Consider the following 3,565-nt stretch of genomic DNA (forward strand, 5'->3'; position numbering starts at 1 on the left):
GTGGCAGCCCGATGATGGCCAAGATGATGGCCAAGATGCGCGGACACGCCACCATGGGCGACGCGCTACGCGCCCATCCCGAACTGGCCAACATGACCTGCGACGGCATGTAGATTTCCCGCACTGGCTTGCATGACGCCAACGGGTGTGTTGGATCGTTGACAACGGCTCCTCGCACAACGGCGCCCGGTCGGTCGAGCGCATGCGGGCGGCCTGGCCGACCGCCGAGCTGGTGCACCTGCCGATCCACGCCAGCTGGCTGAGCTATAAGCCAGTCGGGCCATCTCGGCATCGAGACCAGCCTGTACGCCCTCGTCGGTGGAAGCGCTGACGTGGGGCGAAGTAGTCGAACGACTCGGGCCTGTAGAGGGCGCGCTTCCGGCCACTTACCCGCGCGACTGACCTGGCGGGCGCCGCCCCCAGTGGTGTCTCACTTCCTTGGAAGTGAGACACCTGGCTTCGGCTAACGCTTGCTGGTGAAGTCGGGGTAGCGCGGATGACGACGGGCTGTCGGGGTGGTGAGCATCGCTGGGGCATCCCGGGCGTTGAGGCGGAGACGCCGAGGTCGCCTGCACCAAAGCAGTCACCCCCGGACGTTAGGTGCTTTGTGTAGTTGGGTAACTACCCAGTGCTCCCACACCGGTTCGGGTGGGCGCACGACCCATGGACAGGAGGATTCGTGCAGTTCGTCATCCAGAACAGCAGCGACGGCCAATACTACCTGGAGGTCCTGGCGAGCGGGAACAACGCCACGATCGCCGTGACCGAGACATATAAGCGCAAGGAGGACGCCCGGAACGCCGCCGAGCTACTCAAGCGCGACAGCGGTACAGCCACGATCGTCGACAAGACGCAGTAGTAGCCCCGGGCGCTGCGGAGCCGGGCTGTCGCCGAGGGCGCAGGCGCGGCTCCAAAGCGCGGGGCTGGTCAAGCTCGGTCAGCCCACGGCGGGACACCTGGGATGTCGGTGGGCGACTGGCGCTGACAGAAGGTGGATTATCGGCGGCGCAAAAGAGCCGCTCGGTAGCTCCTTCGGAGCCGATGTGGGGCAGCGAAAGCCGGAGCCGGGCAGCGGCGAGCTGGTGCTCGTGCCGCCAACGCGTCGAACGTGCGGCGAACTGATCCAGCGGCATCCATAGCGCCCGCAGGGGGGTTGCCGCGGCTTCGGCGTAGCCCGGAGCGGACGGATGCAGTCGGGTACTGGTGACCGGCGCGGGCAGCCGCAGACGGGTCCGCACGGCGCGAAGGTCCGCGGGCCGGTAGGTGGCCGCGGCGAACACCACCTGCTGGTCAAGGCCAGGGTCGTAGAAGTACCAGCTCCACACGCGCAGCGGTTCGCGAGTCGATCTCATCGGGATTCCTTGTCAACGGTCGTTGGAAGACCCCCCGCCGGGGGGCGACACTGGGGATGGGAGCGTCACGGTGGGGTCAGGGCCGTGGGGTGCCTGTGGGGGGGTGGAGCCGAGCGGCGCCGCCGGTGCGGCCGCGGCGTCGCATGGAGTGAGGCCGGCGTCCATGCAGACGCAGCGGCGTTGCCGGGCGGCGACGCTCGCATTCTCAGGCGGTCAGACCCACTCGTCGGCGGACCAGCTCACCCCGGACCAGGAGACCCCAGACCAGGAGACCCCGGACCAGCTCACGCCCGACCAGGAGACCCCGGACCAGCTCACGCCGTTCCAGTTGGTGTGGTTGCGGGTGCCCGCGGCGACGGCGGCGGAGTCGAAGGCGTGGCCCCGGACATCAACCTCACCGGCCAGCTGCTTGCCGTTGACGGACAGGTGGACCGATCCACGTGCGGACTCCAGGGAGCCCAGCCCCGTCGAGGGTCGCCAGTGCTGCGTGGCCTGCTTTGGGGTGGGGGCGGTAGCGGCGGCGGTCAGGTCGATCAGGCCGTTGCCCTGCAGGGCGGCCGAGGCTGTGGGCACCTGCTGCGCGGTGCCGGTGAGCAGTGCCTTGACCTGGTCGGGGGTGAGGTCGGGGCGCTGGGAGAGCAGCAGCGCCGCGGCGCCGGAGACGACGGCGGCGGCCTGGGAGGTGCCGCTGCCCCGGAACAGCCGCTGGCCGATGCGGGCGGCCGGGTACTGGCTGTCCAGGTAGGAGCCGGGGACGCGAAGGCTGATTACATGCTCGCCTGGGGCGACCAGATCGGGGTTGCGGGTGCCGTCGCCGCTGCTGGAGAACGAGGAGATCGCATCATCGGCAGTGGCGGCGGTGCCGTTGGCGTTGTCGCTGCCGACGGCGATCACGTACGGGTCGGTGGCCGGGTTGTTCAGCCGCGGGCTGGTGTCGCCTGCGTTGCCGGCGGCCACGACGACGACGATCCCGCTTCGCCAGGCCTGCTCGACGGCGAAGGCGAGCGGGTCGAGCACGTAGGACTGCGCGCCGTCGGTGCCGAAGGACAGGTTGGGCACCCGGATGTTCAGCCCGTGCTTGTGGCCGTTTTCCACCGCCCAGTCGATGGCGGCGATGGCCTGGGACACGTCGGTGTGGCCCTGCGCGTCGGCGATCTTGATGCTGACGATGTGGGCGTCGGGGGCCATGCCGGCGAAGTGGGAGGTGTCCCCGCTGTAGGGGGCCGTGGCGGCGGTGTCGTGGCCGGCGATGATGCCGGCCATGTTGGTGCCGTGCCCGTAGCTGTCTAGGTTGCCGGTCGGGGTCCCGGCCTCCGGGGTGAGGTCGGGCCCGTAGATCACCTTGCCGGGGGTGTTCAGCCCGTCCACGGGGACGACGCCGGAGTCGACGAGGGCGATGTCGACGCCCTGGCCGGTGTCCACGATCAGGGGTCAAGGCCCGATGCCATTTTCCATTCCGACCGGGGAAGTAACTACACATCCCGCGAGTTTGCGTCCACGATCAGCGCGCTCGGACTCCGTCAATCGATGGGCCGAACAGGTATCTGCTACGACAACGCGATGCCGAATCGTTCTTTGCGGCCCTGAAGAACGAACGGGTGCACCGAACGGTGTATCCGACCCGCGAACACGCTCGCCGAGACGTTGTCGGCTACATTGAACTCTGGTACAACAGACAACGACTGCACTCCGGCCTGGGCTACAAAACGCCACACGAAGTCCTCAAAGAATGGACGTCATCCCAGGCAGTCGCATAGAAGCCGTCAAACCGACGGTCCGAGAACCTCGGGGCAGATCGGCAGATCAAGCCTCCATGTCCCGGGCCGGGGTCCGACGGGATGAACCCGAGCTCAAGGAAGCCCGCCAGGCGTCGTGGATGGACCCTGAGAACTCCACCGACCGCCAGCGCGGGAAGCCGACCGGAATCGCGACGGCCGAAGGAGGGGTCCACCATGCCTACCTGCTCGTAGGGGGCCTGCGGCACGTCTTCCCGACAGGTCTGGTCATCCGCTGACGTCCCTTGATGCTGCACACGTCGTGGTGATGCCGCGGCGGCCGCGCCCTGTCGCTCGCCCTGAGATCGGTCGTTTCATGGAGTGCCGGTACCAGGTTCCCGCTTCTCCGACTAGAGCGTGTCTGCCAAAGATTGGCGGGTTGGTGGGCGACGCTGGACGAATGTTGCGTACCGACGAGATCCCGGACGAGTTGTGGGA

General features: G+C 68.1%; 3 protein-coding genes. 2 read left to right on the forward strand and 1 reads right to left on the reverse strand.

Annotated elements, in window-relative coordinates; all coding sequences use genetic code 11:
• Positions 1-679 precede the first annotated feature (679 nt).
• Positions 680-859, forward strand: coding sequence for a YegP family protein (locus BLW04_RS24945; RefSeq protein WP_175484294.1), 180 nt, complete (start codon positions 680-682; stop codon positions 857-859).
• A 706-nt stretch (positions 860-1,565) separates the two neighbouring features.
• Here BLW04_RS24945 and BLW04_RS24950 read toward each other — a convergent pair.
• Complete coding sequence (locus BLW04_RS24950; RefSeq protein ID WP_091548286.1) at positions 1,566-2,774, reverse strand: S8 family serine peptidase; 1,209 nt, start codon at positions 2,772-2,774, stop codon at positions 1,566-1,568.
• A gap of 122 nt (positions 2,775-2,896) precedes the next feature.
• Between BLW04_RS24950 and BLW04_RS29025 the strand changes: the two genes are divergently transcribed.
• A complete protein-coding gene (locus BLW04_RS29025; protein WP_371327828.1) occupies positions 2,897-3,109 on the forward strand; it encodes an IS3 family transposase in 213 nt (70 codons plus the stop codon).
• Positions 3,110-3,565 lie beyond the last annotated feature (456 nt).

It is taken from the genome of Modestobacter sp. DSM 44400, assembly GCF_900107175.1.
In the GTDB taxonomy this organism is placed as follows: domain Bacteria; phylum Actinomycetota; class Actinomycetes; order Mycobacteriales; family Geodermatophilaceae; genus Modestobacter.